The sequence below is a fragment of the Burkholderia sp. b14 genome (assembly GCF_900156195.1).
Lineage (GTDB): Bacteria > Pseudomonadota > Gammaproteobacteria > Burkholderiales > Burkholderiaceae > Mycetohabitans.
Genome location: NZ_FTPJ01000003.1, coordinates 754,861 through 779,212 on the forward strand (window position 1 = coordinate 754,861; position 24,352 = coordinate 779,212).

The following is a 24,352-nucleotide window of genomic DNA, read 5'->3' on the forward strand; positions in this document are numbered from 1 at the left end:
ACGTCGGCGGCGAGCTGCCCCGGCAGTCCGGCCAGCCCACGTCCACTGCCTGATTGCTAGCCTGAGCGCGCGATCCACGATCGCGCCTCAAGCGCCTCTCGCATTGCAAACGGCCCTCGTAAGCTGCTTTCGTTTCTTATGGGACAGGACACTATTGCTTATGTTACGCCTGCTGCTATGTTACTACCGGGCTGGATTCCAGCTTAAATCCTAATCAGCGTTTAATATCGGTCAGTATCCGAGTTGATCTTAGAAACGCTTGGCAGTTTGTGCAAGCAACAAATGGACCACTTTGCGTCCCTGGTTGTGAAATGCCGCGCTTTTCCGCTTTGACCCAACGCGAAATTGCCCCGTCAAACTTCCATTGATATTTTTCTCTATTTAGGCTTTCAAGCAAAGATGAACTGTCTTTTGCATACACTGTCACATGAAATCTTCCTATTGATTTTTCTTCTTTATATATTCTGAGATCATATAAATTCTCCTTATTTACACCATCACCAAGTTTATAAGTGGAAACCATAATCTCAGAAAGCTCTTCATATGATGGAATATCGTTAGGTGACAGCTGGTTAAGAACATCATTTAAGGCTCTAACTTCTGCATGCAAAGCCGGGATGCCAACAAAGGTTGAAATCTCTTCTCCGTTGGTTTCAATATGCTTTCTTAGTTTACTCTCCACGTATGGATGCATTTCCTGGGGATTTTCAGAATCACCTCTGTATCTTCCCTTAATTTCATTAACAAATAACTCGATATCATTAATTTTATATATTGGCTTTTTAGGGTCGTCTATACTTATCCCAGGGAACCGATCTTTCTTAGCAAGGCTGCCCCTTATATTTTGGTAGATCTTGCTTTTCAATCCTTTTGACGGCATCTGTGCTTGAGCCGTCGCGGCCAATTCATTCAAATATTGCTTATGCTGCTTAACACTTATATTTTTCTCATTTGAAATCAATTTTTCCGAACTTAGCTCTACAGTTTCGTTCAATTTTTGCCCATATTTTATACCAGATACCACTTTCTCAAAAATATCAGGTTGAACTGGGATTAATCCATCCTCGTCTATTAGCTTGATTGGATTGTTCCTTACCATGCTGAATAAATTCAGCCCATCGACCGTTTCCGCCGGATCAGGATTCAGCCATCGTCCTAGCCATGGCGCGTAATACCGGAAGCCATAATAATAAAGCCCGGTCGCATCGCGCTCTTTGCCAGAATAGCGCACAGTTTTATATTTCGCCTCCAGCTCGCTTTTGGCAGACCACAGCGCGGTGCCACCATAGGGATAATACTCTTCGTAGGTCAATAGCTGTGCCGCGTTATCAAGCTCCAGTGTGCTTGAGCCCAGGTGATTATCAAAAGTATAGCGTGCTTGATCGTTGTCGATCCCGTCGGGCTGGCCCACTTTCCAATGTATGACCCGCAACGCGATACCGCCCGCCTCCACCACAATGATTTGCACCGCTTCGGCCACGCTAAATTGCTCGGCATCTTTTATATTGGCCTGCCGATGTTCGCGCTGCTCGAGCCCCGGTAAATAGCGCACGTCTTCGGTATGCTGTTGACTGCCCTCGCGCCAGCGGCGCTGTTTGCGCGCGCGTTGTCCTTGATCGCTGTAAGCATAGCGCTCGTCATCATCATCACCCGTGTCGCGTTTGATCTGCACGGTGCGGCTGAGCTGATTGCATGCGTTCCAGTTCACGGGCTGGCCAGGCTGCAATTGCGTCAAATTGCCGTTTGCGTCGAAATACCGATGCACTTGATCGGGTTGTTCGGTCCACTCGCAAGGCACCGCGCGGTTCGAACCGGCGGCCACGGTCATTTCAAGCGTATAGTGTTGTACTCCTCTATGCTGCATATGGTGCAGATTGCCGCTCGCATCGTATGTGTAGTCGCGTGCGTAGTTCACTCGTTGTGTATCATCCAAGCCTTGCCATGGCGGCAGCATGGCACTTTGCTTATTCGCCCGCGCGCTTTCCCGCCCGGTGGCGTGGACCAATTGATACAGCGCGTCGTAGCGATAGATGCTTGTCGCCGTCACACGCTGGTTGCGCGTATAGCGCACCGGCTGCGCCGCATCATCGATTTGCATGATATTGCCCACCAGATCATACGTATAACTCAGATCCTGCAACAGCGCTTTATCACGCTCACGCTGCACACGCAGCTGCGTCAAGCGTTGCGTGGCTGGCTCATAAGTATAGGTACGCACCACGCCATTGCCCGCGCGCACCTGCAGCGGCTGGCCAGCCGCGTTATAGAGGAAATCCGACGCGACGCAGCGCTCGTCTTGGCCGTGCTGGCCGGCTAAGCGTAGCCAGACCACTTTGAGCTGGCCAGCCATATCGGATTCAAAGCGCCGGCAATGCCCACCCGCATCGGTGTGCGTGAGCGTCTCGCCCAGCGCGTTATAGGTCCAGCAGGTTGTATAGCGCTCGGGCTCGAGCAGCGCGGTCTGCGCCGTTTCCGCTTCCGGCCAATCGGGCGCGTCCAGCGTCGCTAAAAAGCCGCGCGTAGCGTTCAGCGGTTCACCGCTCAAGCTATAGCCGTCGATTTTAGTCACGCCCGCTGGGTCCGCATGGCGAACCAGCTGGCCACGATCATTGCGGCGCACGTCGCTGTCCGGCGCCCCATAGCTCAACCGTTCACGGCACGCTTCTGCGGCGCCGGCGGGTTGCTCAAACCGTGCGCTCTGACGGCCGAGCACATCATAGACCCAGCGCTGACGATGCCCGTTGGCGGTCGCTGTCCACGTGATCAGCCCACGCGCATCGCGTAGCTGCAGCTGCGCGCCCGCATCGACGCTGTCCGTGCGCAGCAGTTGCCCTGAGAGCGTGCGCCAATAGCGAAAATTAACGGTGTCTTGCGCAATGTGTCGTGGATCCGCACTGGTTACCAGCGCCCCTGCCGCATCAAACACATGCTGGGTAATCAATGTCTGCCGCGAGGCAGCGTCGGGCGTGCGGTTATAGCGCACTTCGCGCACCGCTAAGCCCCGATTGTCGCGCACCTCGACCGTGGGCGTGTCGCGATACAGCGGATCGTCGCCCGTGTCATTTTCGTCTTCGTGCGCGTCAAACCAGACATCAAAGCGACTACGCCGCTGACATTTTGCCGCGGTGTGCACCCGCGTATTACGGCCCAACGGATCATAATAGAACGTGTCGTGCGGCACGAACTGCCGCAGCGATGCATCGTTCACATAGCGGGGCGTGTCCACAAAATACGGTTGATACACGCGCACCGCTAAACCTTTATTGTTGTATTCGACGCGACCCGAGACCGCCCAACGCGTCGGCGTATCGTGGCTCACCAGCTGTTCTGCTTCGAGCACCAGGTTGCCCTGCGCATCGGTTGCCCACGCGGGGCCGGCGGCAACACGCTGCTTGGTTTGCAGTGCACGGCCGAAGCCGTCGGTGAACGCCACCGTGCAGCGGATCTGCCGATGCGTGTCGTCCGGATAGCCGTCGTGCACCAAACTCGCCGTATGCACCGGCGTACGGGCAGCGTCATTGAGCAGCGCTTGAATCTGTGCCCAGCGCTCGGCTGACAGGCCGGAGGGCGCGGCGCTCAGCCACCACCACCGCGCGCGGAGCTGACCGCTGGGCGTGAGCAACCCATATTGACACAGCGTGGCTTGTTCAACGTCGCTCAGTACGCCATCCTCGAGCTGACCCATCCAGCTAAGTAACGCATCGTAGGAAACGCTAGCCGCGTGCTGGATCGCGCCGATGGGGTCGGCCAGTGCCGCGTCGAGCGTCGTGACGGCGGTTCGATAAATTTCGACCGGTGCGAAACCAATTTCGCGATCGGCTTGCGTACCGTAAAAGCTGGTGACACGTATCCGACCCAGAGGATCGTACGCCGCTTCATGCCGGTTCTCATTCGCATCGATCACGCGCGTCGGTTGCAGCCATCGATAGTCATACTCGGCTTGCGTCACATAGCCCAATGCGTCGGTCACGCGCGTCACACAGTAGCCGGACGCATCGTATTCGATGCGCGTTTGAGCGCCGAACGCATCGGTTTGATGGCTGAGCCGATAAAAGTCGCTCAAGCCCAGATAATGCGCGCGCGGCGATTCCACCCAGTAATAGTCGTTGCCGTCTTCGTCAAACTTTTGATACTTCGCTTGCGCCATCCATTGATCGAGGTCGCCAGGCGACGGCAAGTCTTTGCAGGCTTGCTCCAGCTGATCCCGCGTCACCTCGACCTGCCGTGTGCAGGCCAGCAGCCCCTCAAGCGTTGCCTGACCGAATGGCAATTTGGTACCTTCCGTATCGACATAGTTCAGGCGTTGCCAACCAATCAACTCACGCGGTGCGGTATCCAGTCGACCGTCGGTCAACTGTTCGTAACCAAGCCTCTCTGCTGTACTGGCCTGCGGCTGCAAGGCTGCCGTTTGTGTTTCGCACGGCAGCCCCAGCCGCCAGTGTGCGGGCCCCTGATCCAGGTGAATCCACCGATGCCGTGTGCACCTCACGCGCAACGTTTGCTGTTGCGGATCGTTATACTCGACGGGTGTAGCGGGATTGATTCGCCGTGGATAGTGCACGGTGGCCGCCTCGGTCGGATAGCCATAGGCGTCCGCGTGCAGCAGCACGTCATGCGTGATCATTGGATCGTCGGGCGCACGCTCATAATGCACGCTTAATTGCTCCAATTGCTGCGGCAATAGCACGCGTGCGCCGGGCGCATCGTGCACCACGCGCACCTGATAGCGGTATGCGCTTACCGTGTACGGGTGCGCGGCCGCCGGCGTGTCATCAACGCCGTACACCTCCTCGCGCAGCACGTGCCCGCGTAGCGCACGACGCATTTGACGCAATAGGTCGGCGTCGGGCTGCGCGATCGGCTCACCTTGGTCATCGACCCAGCGCGTGGCGCCCAGTGACGGCGCTTTCTCATCGCCCGCGTAATAGTCGGCATCGGGCGCGTCGTCTTGCTCGGTGCCGACGCGATACCACGTTTTAGTCAGCACTGGTGCGCTGAGTGTATCGTCATCCGGTTGCGTGAGCGCCTCGCGCTCAGTGTCCATATGCGCGACATAGCCAAAGCCACGAAACTCGCGCTCGTGTCCGTCATAAAAGCCGTGGCGATACGTATAGTGTTGCGTCAGTGTATTACCGGTAATCTCATCGGTCTGGATCCGTTGCGCCACGAGCGGCACCGGAAACGGCAGTCGGCTCACCGCGTCGGGCGTCTCGCGCTTTTCGTCAAGCCACGCTTGCGCGGAGCTGCGATACACAAGCTGCGTGTCCAGTCCCCGGTTGTTATTGACCCGCTCAAGCAAGTATGGTTTGCTGCCCGCGACAAAGTCCACGATCCAGTGGCGCGGGCTGGGATGCGGCACGGTCAATACCAGCGCCGCGCAGCCGGTGCCGTGCACGTCCGCGAAGCTGACTTGACACGTGTCGTCATAGCGCACGCCGTCGGGCCACGCGAGCGTCACCGGCTGCGCAAACCCATTGCCGCCCTGGTTCAGGAAAATGAGCAGTCGGTCACTTTCTAGATAGATCAAGTCAGCCGCGCCTGAGCCGTCCAAGTCCGCGAGCCGCACGCGTGCCGGATCAAACGTGCGGGGCTCGAACGGCAGCGGCGCGAATGGAATCGCCGCCCCGAACTGGCCGCGGCCCAGATTCGGCCAGCACACCAATGCGTCGTGACGCACGCGCACCAAGTGGGACTGTCCCGAGCCGAGTACGTCGCTGACCGCGACCAGTTCACTCGACGCGCCGCGACCGCTGGGCAGCCGATCCGGCGCATGCTCGACGTCTTCGGGCGCGCCAAAGCCGGCCTCGCGCCGGTTTGCGTACAGCCGCACGCTTTTGGGGCCAATCAGTGCCAAATCTGGCAGGCCGGCACCGATCAGATCGATAAGCTGTGCGTCCGGATGCAAGAATTCGGTTGGAAACGCACTAAACGGCACAAACGCTTGCCAGTGCTTATCCGGCCCCAACGAGAAAAAGCCGGCCATGCCAGGCTGTGCCACGACCCAATCGAGCTGCCCGTCGCCGGTCAAATCCATCAGCGCGTGCCGCGTGTCGGGCCCCAAGCCGCCAACTGGCACCTGCGGCAGCGGCTGCCACGCATCGTACGCAATCGCGTCGTTGTCTAACGTCGCACGAATCGGCGCACGATACCAACAACTACTGCCATCGCGGTACAACACGCCCGGTAGGCCTTCACCATATAGATCGACCATTTGATAAAGCGCACCATCATTGAGCCCCTTCAGTGGTTCAAACGGCGTGAACTGACTCTGATCCAGCGTAAAAGCACCAAAGCCGAATTCGAGCGGCGGCAAGCTAACCGTGGCTGCTTCGCCGCTGGCGGGATCGGGTCCGTAGCCAGTAACCCACGCGGCGCGCAGCCGCGTAAGGACCGGGTTTTCGTCATACTCGAGGTACAGCCGCCGCACCAGCACCGGGTCGGCGCCGAGCGCGTCGAAGCGGTGAAACAGCAGCACCTGCTGGCACAGCCGATGCGTGCGCACTTCAAACCCCGCCGCATACTCGGAGAATGGATCGGCCCGCGCGAGCCATGCATGCGTCGGCGCATAGGTAGGCAACGCCTCGGGAGTTTGCGCATGCTCACCATAGTCCAATACCAGCTCGACATGCCAATCGGCAGGCACCGGCGTGTCATTCGTTAAGTACAAGTCGGTGCACGCTTGGCGGTTGCCGTAGCACACACGCTTTAGATACCGCTGCGCGCGCCGCTCGCGTGGCTGCTCAATGTCGGAGCTGATATCGATGCCGCTGTCATCTTCACCCTGATACGCATAATACACATGCTCACCGTGTGGCGTGACAGTTTCTTCGAGCCACCAGCGTGCGATGCGCTCGGGCGTGGCCGGGTCGGCCAAGCGCGCGGCTGCCGTATAGCCAAACAGATGCTGCGCACCGTCTGCGGCTCGCACATGCCAAAAGGCGAGCGTGGCGTCGTCTTGCGCTTGCCAGTATTCAAGCCGATCAAAACCGCCCTCGACGCGCGGCGCGAACAGTGTGACGTGAAACGCGCGACCGTTCAGCGTCTGAGTTGGTGCGTCGCCGACGCGCACCAGTACTGCGCCGCTCGCATCGACCCATTCGTCCGTCTCTGTGTAACGTGGCACGCCTTTCGCGGTGCGCCGGCCAATGCTGGGCACGCTCAGCGCCATGCCTAGCCCGAATGGGCTATTGCCCGCGCCACTGCTGTAGGTGAGCGCTAGCGCCGGCGTGGCACTGCCTACTTCGGTGAGCGGCAATGGCAGGCTCAAGGATGCTGTGCCGCTGACGCCACCGGCACTGAGCGTCTCGCCCAGCCCCTGAATGGCGCCACCGCCTTTGGGCAGTGCCAGCGACGGCACACTGACGTTAGGCGCAGTTATTTCAGCTGGACGAGTCGTATTCATGGTTTGTACTCGAGAAACAGGCTACTGAACATAGAAAAACGCCGTTCGGTGTCCTCTCGCACCTATGCGCTAGCCGACCGGCCATACCATCCCGAGTTTGACCAAGTGCTTAACGTGGCTGTCCGAGCACGACTTGGCAAGCACGATGCCCCTGCAGGCCAAACCGGCGCTTTAACTCGGGATCAACGTTTGCTTGACCGCATTGGTAAAACTGACCCCACCATCCAAGGCGGTGTACTGCACTTGAATAAGTACATCATTGAGCGCGTCCAACGACGCTTTTTGTGCAGGATCGGCGGGCAATTTTTTACCATCAATCGTTTCCTCCACTGCACGCGGGAAAGTCAGCATCCAACTGGACACCGCGCCGGTCCCCTCAAATGGTAAATAGCGCCCATCCTGCACAAGCAGCGCAAACGTGCCGCTGTCGTCCAAGCCCGAGGACAGCGCAATCTGTTGGCTGGGCCGCAAGTTATTCACGACATGTGTGCCACTGCCCTTTGCGTTATCGTTTAAATATTTGACACCGTCGATATCCGGTTGTAACAGCGTTTGGCTGCGAGTTTGGGTTAGCAATGCCCGCACATCTTGATAAGGGCCGGTCAGCGTAGGCAGCGTGACACTGACCTGTTGTAAGCAGCGCGCATAATGGCCCGGATAATGGGTGTCAAAGTCCTGTTCCGACAACGTGAACTCAAAATTACCTTGCGCTTTTTGCGTGTCAAATTGATCGCCTAGCAGCGTCTTAAGCGAAAAGGTCCGGGTGATATTGAGCCGACGGTCATTGCGCACCAGATAGGCAGATTCCATTCGATGCAGGCTGAGCGACAACGTCTCGCCGACCAGCAACCCACGGTAACTATCGTTCCACGCGTTAGTCGGAACCCAATATGTGCTGAAATCCCCCAACTCATACTGCCAGCACGCCTGCACGTTCATGCACAGTGACAGTACCGCATCGTACGCTTGGTAATATAGTGCGGAGAGTTGGCTGGTCAACCACTGATACAGGCTCGCTTGCGTAAAGCGAGAACTCAGAAAATCGAGCATCGCTTGTTGTTGCGCTTGCTGCGTATGGGCTTGGTCAATCACCGTTTGAGCGGCTTTTTGCCGTATTGCGAGCGCCTGCAGTTGTTTGTCGATCACCTGGGATTCTAACTGCGCTTGTTCATACTGAAGTCGCCAGTCGTCGCGCCGACGCCGGTACGCTTCGCTTTGTGCGAGACGGGCGGCTTTCCCTTCCATCGCGGTGCGCGCCACGCTCATGCCAAGCGAGACAGCCTGCGTCGCCGCGCCCCAACGAGAACCGCCATTAGCCAGACCAAAAACGTTCGGCGCCATATCGAGGCCGCCAGCAACCGCATACATTGCTGCTTCGCTCACGGACATATCACTGACGGCATTTTGCAGATCCATCGATTCTTGCTCGGCGCGACTGATATTGTCGTTATAGCTATCCAAATAGTATTGGTAGCGCTGATCCGCCAGCGTCTTTTGGGCCTGTAGCGTGTCGACATCGGCTTTGAGCGCATCCAGCTCTTGCTGCTGCAAGCTGATCGTGAAGTTGGACAGATCCACCAAGTGTTGTTGGCCCAGTTCCAGCTGATGGGCATTTTCACCACGCTCCAGCACGCTGAGCAGCGTATTGCCAAACTGGCTGAGCATATCGACCGCGCGGTACGCCGTGGGCAGCAGCGATTGAAAACGATATGGCAGAATAATTTGACTGGCGCCATTGCCGCTGTTACCTAACGATCCCGCTTGGGCACGCTGCGTCAACAGCGCCAATGGATCAGCAGGCGTCGCAAACAGTGGCAGGCTGAGCGGCTTGCCATCCAGGGTTAAGCTATGACGCAGGTTGTACAGCCGTGCGTCGAGCATTTGCCAATACGTAAGCAATTGCGTATTGAGCGGCGGGCGAAAGTTCGGGTTGTCTAATATACTGAGCAGACTCAGATTTTGCGCCGGCAGTGCCAGCCAGCGCACGTTCGGTTCGTGCTCTAATTCACGCACCGCCGCGTATTTTTGGCTCGCGAGGACCTGCAACGTATTGGGTATCCAACGGCTGCTCATCGAGACTGTGGGCGGCGGTCCCATCAGCTCCCGTGCCTGATCATAAAATACGCGGGCCGCCGTCAGTCCATCGGGCGTGAGCAGCCGATACGCATTGTCACCCGTCGCAATGAGCGTGCGCACATAAGCCATAAATACCGCTTTTTGATAAATAACCGGATCGGCATACGCTTGCGCATCCGGATTGAGCGCATCGCGCATCAAAAAGCTGGCCGTCGATACATCGGCGTCCTCAGGCGGACACAGCGGGTAGACGTTCCAATAGTCGGGTGCCGTGATACCGGTGACCGCATCGGTGTCTTTATCTTTGGCCGCCGGATCGAAGATATAGTGCAGCCAGTGCTGCGCATCGGTGTTTTGATTCTCGCTGCTAAAGCGCGTGGCGACCAGGTACGGCACATGGAAAAACAGCTCCCAAAAATACAGGCCGTTGGCACTCGTGAAATCCATCGGCTGCAAATGGCCATTAGGTGCACTACTGTCGACACGTAATTGCGGTTCTTGCGGCATTGCTTGAGTCGTATAGTGCAGCAGCGTGCCCAAACTAACATTGGCCCGGCGAATCAATTCGCGCACAAAAGTCGTATTGAGCCGAGTGTCGGGCAGGGGGAAACCGCCATCCTCCGCTTTATTACCGTTAAACGTAATGAATTGGACGTTACCTTGCTGGCTGTCATAACGCGTGCACAGCTGAGGAATCTGATCCGGTGTGTTCACCGACACCAATTCAACTTGCACTGACCACGTTTGATAGGCACTACCGACACTGCCAGAAGACGGGGTGCGCACCAGTTCATTGCGCAGATGGTAAGTGATATTTCCTTGCTCCGGAAAGTCCTCGCTGCTAATTGAATGCGTGGCAGCACAGTTGTCTGTTGGTTGCAGCACGTCACGTTGCGTGGTGGTGTTGCTCGCCACCATACTTTTTTCCGTACCGCCTTGAACCGTGTAGATGGATAATTTATGTTGAAACCGATAGGTGACACTGACCTTATTGGCGTTTTTGTTAATCCCAAAGGTCAAGTGATATGAATCCCAATAACCATTTTCTGGGCCGATAGAAAAAAATATTTCAGTGGCAGGTTTATTATAAAAACTTATCCACTTTCCATGCAAGTCCAGAATTTTGGATGTGGGCGTACCGCCTTTAAAAGCAATGTTACGTGAACTATCAACTACAAATCTTAAGCCAGTATCCACGCCCATATATATGGGAAGAGTGGTAGTATCGCATTTATAAACACCAGCTGGAATATCCACATTCCCATAAGTAGCATCGTATTTAATTTTGGTATCGTAAAAATAATAATTTGACCCATTAAAACTAAACTTGATTGATCGATTTGCATCACCCGCTGTCAAATGATAACGCATTCGATTACTTGTGCTTCCGGTTGGCGTCTGGTCACCACTAGGAAACACATACAGGCTTTTCCATACGCCCCCATCACGCGTTTCATCGGGGCACCGACCTAGTTCAGCGCCAACTCGCAGCGTCAGTCCGTCACTCGCAATCGACACCGAAGGTGTGGCCAAAGCCCCCGGCCAGTTGCTAGGAATACCTGAATCATAATGCGAGGTTTTCTTTTGAATTGACCCAGCGACAATTTGGTATTTTTTGCCCTGCAAATTATATTGCAACGACTGATAGCGAATACCGTCTTTGACAGCGCCCGGCTGGTAGATCAGAAAATCTGATTTAACGTTATCGCCGGTTGTTTTTATACTGATAAAAGATGTATCACAGAACAAAAACGCCGATTGATCAGGAATTTTACCCTGCTCACCTTCATACACAAACAAGCCAATAAACAGGTTGCCTTCTGGACGAGTGCTGCCGGTCACGCCGCGGCTAAAATCCACGATCGCCACGGTATCAACCTTAGTTAATTCAAAATTGGTATCTTCCGTAATCTCTAGTACACCACCTGTCAAGGCATAGGAATTTCCCGTTTTGTCGAACCCTTGCAGCTCGGCCACATTCGGCGCGGACCAGGTGCCGTCATAACGCAAATATCCGTAATGCACGCGGTAGGCATGCACTTCCGGCGTGACGTCGGTGCCGTCACTCTTCTTCTTCGGCGTGGGGTCCCGTTCAACCCAGCTAACGTACAACCGGTTATTGAAGAATACCGGCCGCACAGTCCAACTGAGCACATTGCTGCTATTCAGTGGTAAGGTGATCGCTCGCCAATCATTCCAACAATTTGGCGTAATCTGCGGATGCTCGGCCGTGCCGCCGTTTTTACTCAAATCCATGCTGCGCCAGTAATAGCTATGCGGCTCCGCAGCGGTTCGACCGATAAAGTAATAAGTCCCTTTGCCAAAATCGGTTTGGCTGCAACAGCCGTTGATCACCAACAGATTGCTGACCGCCTCGAACTCGTTCAAGTAGCTGAGCACCGCGTCCTGCACGCGGTCAGCGTTGAGTCGATTTTGGTTTAGGGAATTTTCCAGCTCTTCAAAGAAGTGACTTTTGTCCTGACGCGTGGACGGTAAAATATAGTTTTCCGGATAGTCACTGACCTGCTGACTGGCTGACCAGCGCGCATACTGGCTATCGATCTCCCGCCATGATGCGATATCGTCTTGCGACATTGGGTTAAAGCCTGGCTCCTGATTCAACGCAATGCGGTATAGGTACTGCTGCAGGCTCGCGATTGCCTGCGCGACACGGCTAGTTTCGACCTCTTCGCTCACTGCGGTATCAATGAGCAAATATTGATACAGATCGTCTTGGGTCACCGCTTGATCGCCTACACCCGGCAGCGTCGGCGCAACATAACCCCGATAATAGGCTTGTAGCGCATCGCGTCGGGATTCATTGAGCCGTTTGGCAAGCGCATTTTGCATGATGGTGATCCTTTGCTTAAGATAAAGCGGCTTTGATGCACACAGGTTCAGTGCCAGCCGGTGTGATCAGGGAATCGGTCAGTCGCTCTCACTTGGCTAATGCATGGCCGTCGTGACCTGTTCACTGGCGGCGGCCACTGCCTGTCCTAGTCGCTGCCAGCTCGCGTAGTCACTGTTGGTGCGAATGCTGATCGTTGAAGTCAATGACGCAACCGCCAAGCCCGTTTGCTGCGACAAGCGGTATAAGCGTAAGATCGTTGCAATTTGCGGTATGGTGCGCGCTGGCGTATCGGCATCGCCCATCACATAGGCCGCTGCAGCTTGCACTTCACTGGCCTGCCAACCCAGCAAATTTGCCAGCAACGGGGCGGCATCTTGCGCCGACGGTGGCGCGTTGCTGTTGACCCGTCCCAGATATGCAAGCAGATCGTTCTCGGTGTGCGAGGTGTGATGCAGCCAGTCGCGATAACAACCGAGGTGATACAGTGTCGCAAAGCTTAGCGTCGTGAGGTTCGGTTCGCACTCGCCAAACCAGGCAGGCTGCGCCAAGTAGCTGTTTAACATCGCCGCACTCAGTTCAAAGCAGGAGGCTAGCTGTGCGCCGCGCGATAGCATCGCGAGTAGCTTCAGGTAAGTATCGGTAATTTGCTGTGGGCAGGTCACCGACTTTTGAGCCAAGGTTTGATTTAAAAACTCACAGGGCGTACTGCCAGCCCATTGCACCAGCGGCCGCACCAGCGCTTGCGGCACCATCAGCAATTGGGCCAATGTGCTCGCCAAGATGCCGTGCTGCGACTGCTGCGCGTTATAAAGTAATGCACTCAGTGCGGTCGTGGCCTGCGCCTGACTGTCCTTATCCAGTGCTTGCGCCATGACAACGGCCTGCACGGCCGCTGTGATACTGTCTTGCGAAACCGTGTTCACATTGTCTTGTACTAGCCCCTGTGCATCAACCAAATTGGCTTGTTGCATCAGCGTTGCCCAATCCAGCGCCACGCCCTCAGTATCCGTTGTTGGCGCACCCGATTGAGCATAACGAGGGGGTGTCACGACACTGTGACTGATACCTTGGCTCAGCTGCTGAATTAAGTCTAACTGGCGTTGATTACCTATTTGCGGCGGCACAGGCAACAGCCACGCAGCGCATTGCGCCACGCTTACCTCCTGCGCGTGCAACCAGTCAGTCGCTATGGACAGCAACATCAGCCCATCGAGTATGTCATTAGCTTGCGGTCGGCCGTTATTATCTAATACCGCGATCGCGGGTACACCTGCCAACTGCGCAAGCAACGAGCAGTCATCGCCTAACCACTTGGCCTGATCTAGTAAGCGAATGAACGCCAAACCACTTGCAATGGTCAGCCCCAACCAACGCGGAATGCTAGCCAGCCGGTACAGCGCGGAGACGGCATCTAAGCTATTGGGAAAGTTATGGTTAGCTTGATTGCCTTGATACTGAGCAACGAGGTCCGCCAGCAGCGAAAACTCCGCATCGGTGAGCTTTAAACCTGCTGCCAATTGCTTGACAATACGTGCGTCCCGCTCCTTATCCACAGTGGTGGCCGTCGCCGTATAATCTACATTTTCCCAATCCAGCGTGTAAGATTGATCAAATAGCTGCTTGATGTTAAATAAGCGGTCCAACATGGGCACATCGGGAGTAATCGCATACGGTGTGATTTGATGCACGACGGCGGCGAACTGTTCGGCCGTAACGCCGTAACGCTGCTGGTAATGACGAAAGACCCCAAGCAGCCGCAACGTATTTGTGTTTGTGTACAGTCCCAAATTGCCATCCGCTTGAAGCGGATCGACACCTTCGGCACGCATGCCGGCTGTGATCAAATAATCCAGTTGGTCAAATGGCAAGTCCAATGCACGCTGCATGCGTATCAGACGGTTCAATCGATCCAGACGATCATCGGTCAAATCAGTGAGTGTAAGATTACCATCTTTATCCTCTACCATTTCAATCGCTGGTCTTTTACCCGCATGCAGGTAGACGGCACCATAATGGTAAGGCATATGCGGCGTTTGATCGGTCTTTCCGTTAGTGAAGATTGCATTACGAGTCACAATATGGGGCGACACTATCACAGTATCGCCACCGACTCGCGTGCACAGTGCGCGTTCTAGATCCGCCACGCTTAAGCCCGTGTGGCAAGTCAGCTGGGTGACGTTGCTGAGGTAAGTTGCATGATTGTGATGGATCGGTGTTGGGCTGATTCCAAAGTGATTGTGGTAAAAGTTGACTTGATTCGATGTGTAGAAAACAGGATTATCGTTGCCATCTAATATCAATGTAAAGCTGATTTCTGCATAATATTTTTTAGACGACCACGTCTGCATACGGATAAAGAAATCGGCACGCAGCGGATTAGCCTTCAGATCCAATCCCGCATTATCCTCATCGCGATATTGTAATATAGGGTAGCGCTTATATGGCTTACCTTCAGTAGTTATTGAATTATTAATGCCACGATAATAATATTCTTTATTTTGCCCACCCAACACAACATGACAATCGTTTGCAGATTTTAATGTTAATTGCGTAAAGACATCGTACTGATTCCCTACCGAAATTAATTCAGTCACCCCGTTAAGCACGGCATTTTGCAATGGCGTGACATAAGCATGGCCATTAAGATCTGACCACGGATCAATTTCTGTCGTGGAGTAAAAATCACTTCCCCATTTAGCGACAAGTTGCGCCAACGTCAGCATATGAGTACTAAAATAAGGTGCAGCAGCAATCAACATTTGCAATGGCGGCGCTAATGGACTCGCAAGTCGCATCGCCTCCATTCTTGCTGTGGTGTCGGCAGGCGAGATAGGGGCAATAAAGTAAGGCCACGAGGTATCGACCCGCTGCATCACCTCCGTGAGTGATGTGCCGCTCACGGCGAATCCTTCGATGGTTTGCTGATGCGCAAAATGGTATGGCAGCTGGTTCGGATAGTAAGTCTCTGCCAACGTTTCATCGACCGTTTTTCCGTCCGGCACCGTGTCCTCAATCGCACGGCTCAACACCGTATTGACCAGTGTCAGTTCGGGTAACCGCTGGTTCAAACTGTCGTTATCCACGATCAGCTCTGGAATATCGGGGCGGCGCTTTGCCAGCGAGTTGATCGCGTCGGGCTGAGGCGCGTTTCGTTCTTGATTCATCGCCAAGTGATACAGCGACACGAGATAGGCTGCCGGTGACGTATTCGCTTCGATGGCGTCTACCGCACTCATCTGCCCCCAGTCTAAGCGAAACTGCTCATCATAGCTGGGACCGGGACCAGAAAACGGCCCAAAGGTTTGCTGCACCAGGCGCGTCAAGCGCCGCTGACGAAACCGGAACGCCACTTGCTGCGCATAGCCGACTGTTTGGTCATAACAGGCACGGGCGGCCTTAGGGCCGAGCTGTTCGCGATGTTCACGGACAAACTGCTCCCGCGTCACACGCGCCACATCAAAGACAGACTGGTAGCCCAGTTCAGCAAGTCGCCCCGCCGTCTTGTAGCGTGCTTCAAGCACATTGATTAGCGGGCTGATTTTTTGATTCATATCCACTCCTGACATGGGTCAAAGATTGTGTCACGGCCTTCTGGTTTGGAAAACTAATCACTTTCCTTGGAACCATGCCAATTTCCAATTCGGATGCTACACGTGAGCGATTTCGACATCCTAATTCCATCGCAAAATCGACGCAGACAGCGTAGCAAATCTTATTTGCCATGTTGTCCTTATCACTTCGCTATCAATGGATCGCTACTCTTGAATAGGACCGCATTACATTCTCCGCCGTCCAATAGAGCGCGCTACGCCAGGCCTCAAACGGCGGCACTCAACCCATGCTGCCGCTGGATGCAAGACCGTGCCCTGACGCGCCACGTGCTCAAAGCGACACTGTCTTGCCGTACGCTAAGTGGGCAAAGTCGGAAACAGAATAAAATAGAAAAAGTAGACGTGGCACGCAGACGCGAGGCCATTGTGTTTAAGCTGGGGTACTTCTTCATTTTCCCTCCAGACATCATTTGTATTCAGCAAAAACAGCTAATGCGATGCACCCGTTCGCTGACAGATCACTTCATCGTTTGCTGCTGCTCACAACGCGTTCAAGCGTTGTGCTCAACTGCCATATGCCGCTTCGGCACTTAAGGTAACGACAACTATAAAGCACTAACCCGAAAGCATCCAAGCACATTCCCTTTATTCAATGCGACAAATTGCCGTGAGTACCGCCAAGCATTGACCTGCAGAGGCCGGGCTACCTCACAGAAAAACACGGCTGCGCGTCAGGGGCCCCTCGCACAATCGCATGATATGAAACGGCTCGATTGTCTCGCCCATCATTGAATCGCCATTGCTCTACGCCACGATAATTCAGCAGCAGCGCTGAATCCGACCGCCGCACAGTAACGATCACCGCACCATGCACAATCAGGCAGTCGTCGCTTTGCTGCTCAGTACCGGCGTTACCTTCGTCGAGTCGCGCGGTGCGCGCAGCGTCACAATCTCACCAGCTAACGTGCCCGTGCTCGCCCGATGACGCTTTTGACTGACGCGAGCCACATAAATAACCCAGCGCGCACCATCTCGAGCTAACGCCTCGTTTAGCTCATCGGGCATTCTGGTACGGGAGCGCAGGCCTGCCCGCCGCGTCGATGATGCACGACATGGCCATCACCGTGAGCCGAATCGTGTCTCGCTACGGTGGCTAAATAGCTGGATCGAGATCGCGCCGTGCTTTATCTAGCATGTGGTCAACGCCGATGATGTCCACGCGTGGACAACCGCGCTGGTGATGATGACAGGCGAGAACGGATGCGGCCCGCGTGTTCCACAGACGTGTAAACTGCTGTCTTTTTGACTCTGGTGGTATGGTGCAAGTCCCCCGGCCAACGGCGTCCAGCGCTCCGACACTTGTTCGTTTGCTTGCGCGGCTCGCACAACTCGATGTAGCCGAACCCGGACAATCGTTGCCGGACCAGTTGAGCCAATGGCTCGGCTGGACCGACGCCATTGCGTTGTCAACCGCGCTCAACGCTACTGCGTACGGTGCCGCATCGGACGCGGCCAGCGTAGCAGATCTGGGCGACGACGCGTCGGCGCATACTGCCACCGTGCGCACGTCGTTGATCCGCCGCATCGATGCAGCTTGCGGCTTCGCCACCGGAGCGCGCCACGCAGCCAAGCCCGCAGCGCTACGCGGGGCGAGCAGCGACGCCGTGCCCGACTACGCCGATTTTCGTCACCGCTACGTCGGCGTGCAGCACGCGATGGCAACGGATATCGGTGCGCTGCGGGGGCGGCTACGCACAATGCTAGTGACGCGCGCGCCGGATATGGCGCAGCTGTGCGCCGTCGATACCGTCATGGAGCAGGCACTAGCAGCACGCGAGCATCACCTGCTGGCCAACGTGCCCGCGTTGCTCGGCGCGCATTTTGCCCGCTTGCGCGACGCCGCGTCTCTCCCCGCGCCGCCGGCACAGACGCACGTGCCACAGCAAGCGTGCACGCAAGTTCCACTTCAAACTGACGCACCGACGCCTGCGGGTGCGCCTGGCAGCTGGCTGGACGTATTTCGCAACGACATGCGCAGCGTGCTGATCGCCGAACTCGACGTCCGGTTCCAACCGGTGCAGGGACTGCTGTCGGCCTACCGTACCTGCTAACCAACCTGCTATGACCCGCTTTCACCTTAACGTTGTTGTCTTCCTGGCCGGCCTGGCCATCGTATGCTGGATCGGCGCCGGCTACTTCGGCGCCAACCCGCTGGCCTCGGCCGTCACGCTGCTGATCGGTGGCGGTTATCTTGCAGGCGCTTTGGAATTGCGCCACTACCAACAGGCCAGTGCCACGTTGATGCGCGCCGTAGCCGGCCTATCCGCCCCCCCGCCGACGCTGGAGCCCTGGCTGGCACAGTTGCATCCCGACTTACGCAGTGCGGTGCGCCTGCGGCTGGACGGTCAGCGGGTCGCGTTGCCGGCCCCGGTGCTAACGCCCTACCTGGTGGGATTGCTGGTGCTGCTCGGCATGCTGGGTACCCTGCTCGGCATGGTAACGACGCTGCGCGGCACCGGCGCCGCACTGCAAAGCGCGACCGATCTGGGCGCCATCCGGGCGTCGCTTGCCGCGCCGGTCAGCGGACTGGGCTTTGCGTTCGGCACATCGATCGCGGGCGTGGCGGCATCCGCCATGCTGGGCCTGCTTTCCGCCCTGTGCCGACGCGAGCGCATCGAGGCCGCGCAGCAGCTCGATACCGCCATTGCGACGACATTGCGGGCCCATTCGAGCGCTCACCAGCGCGAGACGACTTTGCAGGTCTTGCAGCGGCAAGCCGATGCGTTGCCTGCACTGGTCGACCGGCTGCAAACGATGATCACGCATATCGAGCAGCAGACACGGACGTTGAGCGAGCAACAGCTCGCCGGGCAGCAAGCTTTCCTCGACCGGATCGAGCACGCGCACGCGCGCCTGATCTCCTCCGTGACACACTCGTTGACAGAGTGCGTGGCTGACAGCGCCCGCGCCGCGGGCGCGGCGCTGCAGCCGGTCGTCCAGGCGACGATGGCTAGCCTGGCACGCGATACGGCGTCGCTGCACGATACCGTCGCCGGCGCCGTGCAGCAACAGTTACATGCGCTATCCGCGAGCCTGGACACGACCACGCGCGATGTGGCGGCGGTCTGGAGCGAGGCATTGGCCGACCATCGGCAATCCAATGACGCGCTGCTCGAGCACCTTCGCGTCTCGGCGGACCAATTCGCAGAGGCGGCCGAACAACGCGCCGCGACCCTGTTGCAGACGCTGTCGGCACGCCTGGAAGCCAACGTGGCGACGCTTGCCCAGACTTGTCAGCAGACGCTAACCCGGCAGGAGCAGGCCGCGGAGCAACGCGCCGCGGACCATCAACGCGCGCTCGAAGCGGCCGTTGCGACGCTCGCGCAGCGCTCAATGGCGTCGCTGGATGCAATGGAACAATCGCAGGCGCGGCTGCGCGCCGAACTGCAATCGCAGGACGAACACCGACTGGACACCTGGACCACGACACTGACGTCGATGGCCGCCACGTTGCGCCACCAATGGGAGGAAGCCGGCACGCACGCCGCCGCGCAGCAGCAACACATCTGCGACACGCTGGCGCGTACAGCGCAACAGATCTCGGCGCAAGCCAACGAGCAGGCCAATAAGACGATCGCAGAGATCGGCAAGCTCGTGCAAGCCGCGTCGCAGGCGCCGCTGGCCGCAGCGCAGGTGATCGCCGAGCTGCGCCAGCAACTGTCCGATAGCCTCGAGCGCGACACAGCGGTTCTGCAGGAACGCGGCCGAGTACTCGAAACGCTGGCGACGCTACTCGACGCGGTCAACCATGCGTCCAATGAGCAGCGCTCGGCCATCGACGCACTGGTCTCGACATCGGCAAGCTTGCTGGAGCGCGTCGGCAACCGGTTCACCGACGAGGTCCGGGCCAGCACGCAGCAGGTGGAGGCCGCCGCGACGCAACTCACCAGCAGCGCGGTCGAGGTGGCCAGCTTGGGCGAGGCGTTCGGCGCAGCGGCCCAGTCCTTTGGCGCGTCCAACGATACGCTGGTTGAGCATCTACAGCGCATCGAAGCGGCGCTGGACAAGTCGCTCGCGCGCAGTGACGAGCAACTCGCCTACTACGTCGCGCAGGCGCGGGAAGTCATTGACTTAAGCATGATGTCGCAGAAACAGATTATCGAGGAGTTGCAACAACTCGCCATGCAGCGGGCGCGTGCTGGAGCCGAAGCGCCATGAACGACAACATCGACGGCGACGTGGAAGCGGCGGCGCCCATCTGGGCCGCGTTTGCCGACTTGATGTCGGTATTGCTGGGGGCGTTCGTGCTGATCCTGGTCGGCGTCATCGGCATGCAACTGCAACTGTCGTCCAAGCTCGAGAACGAAGTTCGACAGCGGCAAATGGAAACACAGCGCCGCAAGACGCTGGAACAGGCATTGGCCGGGCCACTGGCCGCCGGACGCGTGACGCTGGTGAATGGCCGTATCGGCATCAGCGGCAGCGTACTATTCGCACTGAATTCGGATCAGTTGCAGCCCGAAGGCCGCGAGCTGTTGAAAAGTCTCGCCAATCCGCTTCGCTCGTACCTTAGCGCCCGTGACGAGATCCTAATGGTGAGCGGTTTCGCCGATGACCAGCAGGTCCGCGCGGGCAATCGTCGCTTCGCCGATAACTGGGACCTGTCGGCACAGCGCGCGTTGACGGTGACGCGCGCCTTCATCTCGGAAGGCGTGCCGGCCTCATCAGTGTTCGCCGCCGCGTTCGGCTCTGAACAACCGGTGAGCTCGAATGCTGACGACGCTGGACGGGCCCGCAACCGGCGCGTGGAGATCGCCGCGGTGCCGAGGCTGCCCGCCATCAACGGTGAACGCCGTGAACCATAGCGAAACGCATGCGCGGGCCCGGCTTGACGCATGGCGAGCATCCGGCGCCGATCGGCTGGACCCGGTACGCTTCCGCTTTATCGACGCACTGGAGCGGCGCACGGCCGGGCATGTCGGCGCGGTGCGACACCGCCTGGAGCGCCGGCTTGGCGAGTTACTGGATGCGTATGCCGCTGATCTCGAGCGGGCGGCTCCCTGCTGCGGCAACGCAGCTGCCAAAACGGCATCACGCGAGCCCGGGGGCCCTACGCTCGCGGCGTTGCTCGACTACATCGCCGCGCGCAAACACGCGCACGGCGATGCCGGCGCCACTGCCGCTGCGCCGCACCCCGTGTCCGATCCGGAGCCGGCAACGCTGGAGTATTTCAGAAAGACCTGGGCCAGGGTCCGCATTGAAAAGCAGCTTCGGCAATCGCTAAACCAAGTGCCGAGAAATGCCGGTCCGCTCAATTCCAGCAGTCTCGTGCATCGGTCGCTTTTGTTGATGCGCGAATTGTCGCCCGGGTATCTACAGCAGTTCCTCGCGTACGCAGACACATTATCGTGGATGGAGCAATGGAATAGCGGAAGCCCGGCATCGGTCAAGGACACTGCGCGTGCCGCCGTTGCCCGCAAGAGTGCCAGAAGCAAATCGCGCTGAAGCGGCGTGCCGTTTCGCGCCTTGTGGGGCGCCGCGCGCCGTCCATCGACAGACGCGAGTCGCACCAGTACACGCGTCGTTTGCTGCCCATCAGCCGCCCCGAGTTCGCCCCGCCCGCCGACATTATCCTCGCGCAGGTTACGACTGCGCTCCTGCGCGCGCCAGCCTCGTTCCGCCAGTTCGTCGATGGTCAGCAGTGCATCGTCGCGCGGCGGGCACGGGTATTGCACTCGGCCAGGCACGCAACAAAAACGGCGGCGGGCGCGGCTTGGTAGCGCGCCACCCGACCTCGGACATCGTCCCCGACTCAACGACTCATGACGGAACACATCGACCCACAACGCAACCCGCGCCGACGCAGCGGTCCAACCTCCTCATCACGATCCCGACAAGCGCCGATCAAGTTTGCGCAAGCCATCCATGCGCTGGCGCGGCACGGCGATCCCGCGGTGGGTAACGTGACGTTCGTGCTCGGCGCCGGGTTCTCCCACGCATGGGACACTCGCTATCCGACCGGCGCCGATTTATTCGACTTTACCGATGACGACTGGACGAGCGAGTCTCCATTCTTGGAAGACTTTCTGCGTATGACGCAGATCGATCGCACTGTCGGGCTAAACCGATCCGCGTTTCTCGACATCGTCTATCAGGTAGGCATGTTGAAAAAGTATCCGCTGATCCGCAACCGATACGTCGATGAGTTTTATCTGGAACTGGTCGAGCGAGAATTGCGCTATGCGGTGCTTCGCAAGTTCCACCAGCACACCACGCCTCCCACCCTAGTCGGCGACACGCTTTCGTTCGGCCAGCCGCTCAGCGACGCACAGACAGCGATCAGTTCGCTGTTTGCCGCGCTGCAGGAGCACGCGGGCGCGGCGTCGACTGGCGAGCGGCCCGCACCCCGCATCGGCGTGAATTTCCTGACGACGAACTACGACTTTGTCATTGAGGCGATGGTAGACACAGCGCTCCGACGTGCCCATTCGCGCGAGTTGTATCGAGGCTTCACGCCGTCCGCGTGGTGCGGTGAGACGGACAGGCGTGCGGTAGCGGTGCCCTTTGCAGGCGGTCATCTGCTGAAACTCAATGGGGGGTTTGAGATCTATCGGCATGACGGTCATTTTGAAGTCGACTATCGTCGCCGCGACACGCAGATACTGCGCAGCAACCCGCCGGATATCATGCTGCCCTCGCGCGCCCAGGACTACGACCAACCCTATTTCCAGGCGCTGTTCCCGAAGGCCGTGCGGCTGCTGCGCGAGTCCCGGATCGTCGTGCTGGTCGGCTACAGTTTCCCCGATGAGGACGCACTGGTGCGACTGCTGCTGCGTCAATTCGCCGAGGCGCCCACCGATGGACGCCAGCGTGCGCTGTACTACATCGATCTCAATGACGTTCAGACACAGCTTGATCATGCAAGAAGCGTCTTTCCCCATGCCAGCGTGTCCGGAGGCCTCGCGGTATTGCCGTGGCGGGGCAGTTTCAGCGAATGGTGCAGTATTGCCGTTCGCTCACTATGATAAAGCCGACGTGCCCCGCACCCGGCGCGCGGGACCCGCTGCCGTCCGGCAGTATCGCACGGCCTGCAGCTGCGAAGCGTGCCCGCCGAAGCGGCACCGTCTGAGCCCTACCACACGTCAACGACCACACGGCGCCGGCGCGTGGCACGGTTCTATTAGGCTTGGCTAGCCTGCGGATTGCCGACCTTCTCGGCAAACTGCGTCAGCTTCTGATCGGTCGCCTTCTCCTCTTCAAGCGTCGCCTTGAGCAACGGCACCGCGTCGTCCTTACCGAGCTGTTTCGCGAGCGCGCACAGCGTGCCGTAAGACGCAATCTCATAGTGCTCTACTTTCTGGGCTGCACCGATCAGCCCCGCATCGAGCACGGGCCCCTTCCCGATTTCGTCCAGCAGTTCCGTGCCTTCCTCGATTAGCCCCTCCATTGCTACGCATTTGATCCGTTTCAGCTTGATGCCGCATTTCTCGACCACCTGATCGATGCGCTCGACCTGCTCATGCGTTTCCTGCAAATGCGTCTCGAAGGCCTGTGCAAGTTCAGGATTCGTGCTGGCGCGCGCTAGCTTGCCAAGTGCGCGTGTCAATTGCTTCTCTGCACTGTAGATCTCAGATAACGAATGGATAAACAGGTCTTCCAAGGTCTTGCGTGCCATCGTGAACCTCCTTCGTCGAACTTTAAAAAAACGACGCCGGACGGGTGTGGTTGCGCCGGCCTCGCTTGCCGCGCAACGCCCGTGCCCGGCCATTGGCTGTACAGCTTCGACAAGGCCGCCGCCGCAACGCCAGCGCCCGCTCACCGCGTTAGGCAGACGCAGTCGGGCACAGCAAATGCATCACGCATGACGCTTTGTGACCAGGAGAGGTTATGGTTTTATCCTCGCTTGCGGCGCTGCCCGTTACCGCTGCGATCCGCGCCGACCACACCCACGTGCTGGCGGCCTTTCATCGCTATCGCCCTGACTCGCCCTGGTGGCGCAAGCGCGCGATCGTTAGCGTCGCATGTACTGCGCTGGAGATCCACACACAGCTTGAAGAGGAAATTCTTTACCCGGCACTCGCACGCGTTGATCCGGATGATGACGTACTGAAAAAAAGCAAGCCCGAGCATGACGCGATACGGCAAACGATGGAACAACTGCGCGGCATGGGACCGGACAATGCGGCTTACGACAGTCTTTTCATGCAACTGATGCGTACCGTGATCCATCACGTCGCCGACGAAGAAACCGTGCTGCTACCGCGTGCCGAACGCGCGCTCGAAGCCGAGTTGGCGAGCCTGGGCGCGGCGATGACACGCCGGCGCGTCCAACTACTCGGAGTGCGCCGGCCGGCGCGCATCGCGCTCGATATGGCTGGCACCTTCCCGGTGGCCACGGCGCTGCTGGGCACGCTGACCGGCATCGCCGTATTGCGCTGCTTTGCACTCCATCGCCCCCGCGGTGCATAGCGA

General features: G+C 57.8%; 10 protein-coding genes. 6 read left to right on the top strand and 4 right to left on the bottom strand.

The window, feature by feature from the left end:
* Nucleotides 1-214 precede the first annotated feature (214 nt).
* From B0B13_RS07805 to B0B13_RS07820, 3 genes are all read right to left on the bottom strand, one after another.
* Nucleotides 215-7,402, bottom strand: a complete 7,188-nt coding sequence (locus tag B0B13_RS07805; protein ID WP_083703680.1) for a SpvB/TcaC N-terminal domain-containing protein — start codon at nt 7,400-7,402, stop codon at nt 215-217.
* 171 nt (nt 7,403-7,573) lie between these two features.
* Entirely contained in the window at nt 7,574-12,328 is a 4,755-nt protein-coding gene (locus B0B13_RS07815) for a Tc toxin subunit A-related protein (RefSeq protein WP_237573912.1), read from the bottom strand.
* 96 nt (nt 12,329-12,424) lie between these two features.
* The gene (locus B0B13_RS07820; RefSeq protein ID WP_076795517.1) at nt 12,425-15,880 is read right to left on the bottom strand and encodes a Tc toxin subunit A; all 3,456 of its coding nucleotides are present in this window, start codon (nt 15,878-15,880) and stop codon (nt 12,425-12,427) included.
* Between the two features lie 1,316 nt (nt 15,881-17,196).
* On the opposite strand from B0B13_RS07820, the gene B0B13_RS07835 reads away from it, so the two are divergent.
* The 5 genes from B0B13_RS07835 (at nt 17,197) to B0B13_RS07860 (ending at nt 22,905) form a co-directional block, all read left to right on the top strand.
* A complete protein-coding gene (locus tag B0B13_RS07835; protein WP_076795520.1) occupies nt 17,197-17,991 on the top strand; it encodes a DUF3348 domain-containing protein in 795 nt (264 codons plus the stop codon).
* Between the two features lie 10 nt (nt 17,992-18,001).
* Nucleotides 18,002-20,098 (top strand): DUF802 domain-containing protein, encoded by a 2,097-nt coding sequence (locus B0B13_RS07840; protein WP_076795522.1) that lies wholly within the window; start codon nt 18,002-18,004, stop codon nt 20,096-20,098.
* A complete protein-coding gene (locus B0B13_RS07845) occupies nt 20,095-20,745 on the top strand; it encodes an OmpA family protein (protein WP_076786809.1) in 651 nt (216 codons plus the stop codon). The genes B0B13_RS07840 and B0B13_RS07845 overlap by 4 nt, the downstream gene beginning before the upstream one ends.
* Entirely contained in the window at nt 20,726-21,385 is a 660-nt protein-coding gene (locus B0B13_RS07850; RefSeq protein WP_076795525.1) for a DUF2894 domain-containing protein, read from the top strand. The genes B0B13_RS07845 and B0B13_RS07850 overlap by 20 nt, the downstream gene beginning before the upstream one ends.
* A 317-nt stretch (nt 21,386-21,702) precedes the next feature.
* On the top strand, nt 21,703-22,905 hold the full coding sequence (locus B0B13_RS07860) for an SIR2 family protein (protein WP_083703683.1): 1,203 nt from the start codon (nt 21,703-21,705) through the stop codon (nt 22,903-22,905).
* Between the two features lie 155 nt (nt 22,906-23,060).
* Here B0B13_RS07860 and B0B13_RS07865 read toward each other — a convergent pair whose 3' ends face one another.
* Nucleotides 23,061-23,555: a YciE/YciF ferroxidase family protein gene (locus B0B13_RS07865; protein ID WP_076786803.1), complete on the bottom strand. Its 495-nt coding sequence runs from the start codon at nt 23,553-23,555 to the stop codon at nt 23,061-23,063.
* A 212-nt stretch (nt 23,556-23,767) separates the two neighbouring features.
* On the opposite strand from B0B13_RS07865, the gene B0B13_RS07870 reads away from it, so the two are divergent.
* Complete coding sequence (locus B0B13_RS07870) at nt 23,768-24,349, top strand: hemerythrin domain-containing protein (protein ID WP_076786801.1); 582 nt, start codon at nt 23,768-23,770, stop codon at nt 24,347-24,349.
* Nucleotides 24,350-24,352: the final 3 nt, after the last annotated feature.